Source organism: Pseudovibrio sp. Ad37, from assembly GCF_001623075.1.
Taxonomy (GTDB): Bacteria; Pseudomonadota; Alphaproteobacteria; order Rhizobiales; family Stappiaceae; genus Pseudovibrio.
Genome location: NZ_LMCF01000122.1, coordinates 1 through 607 on the forward strand (window position 1 = coordinate 1; position 607 = coordinate 607).

Genomic DNA, 607 nt, shown 5'->3' on the forward strand with positions numbered 1-607 from the left:
TGTTTGTCCCGGAGAGATGGTTGACGTTTATTCGGGGACATGGGTGACGGTCATGTTATGATGTTAAGTCGATTTTTGCGACTGTGTTTGCTGCAAAACATACGTTGAAGATCTCAGGTTTGTCTGAGGGACGTATGGCGAGAGTGTAGCCACGGAAGCATTTGGGGACATACCAGAGCCTTCCTTTAAAGCTGATTTCCGCTCTTGTTCTGGGCACCTTTCGGACCATTGTTCCTTTGGGATAGCTGATATCTGGAAGGTGTTTGGGAAAGATTTGCTGTGAGATTGTATAGCGACTGATAGGTGGCGCTAATCCAAGTGCTTCATGCGGGCGATGGAAATTATAAATCCGCCTCCATTGATCAAAGGCCGATTGCATAGTGCGGTGACTGCGAAATGTTCTGTATGCCAGAACCTCCTCTTTCAGGGTTCGGTTAAACCGCTCATTCTTGCCTTTGGTTTGAGGATGAAAAGGTCTGGCATGGATCAGGCGGACACCAAGATGAGCCAACCAGATCCGCAATGGTGTCCAACGCTGATCGGTAAGAGCAGTCCCCCATGGGGAACCGTTGTCAACCAGAAAGGCTCTCGGCAAGCCGTAGAGCTT

General features: G+C 49.3%; 1 protein-coding gene. It reads right to left on the reverse strand.

Going from position 1 to position 607, the window contains the following annotated elements; genetic code table 11:
- Window positions 1-55: 55 nt before the first annotated feature.
- Window positions 56-607 (reverse strand): integrase core domain-containing protein (locus PsAD37_RS17295; protein ID WP_153039785.1); only part of this gene is annotated, 552 nt, incomplete at its 5' end.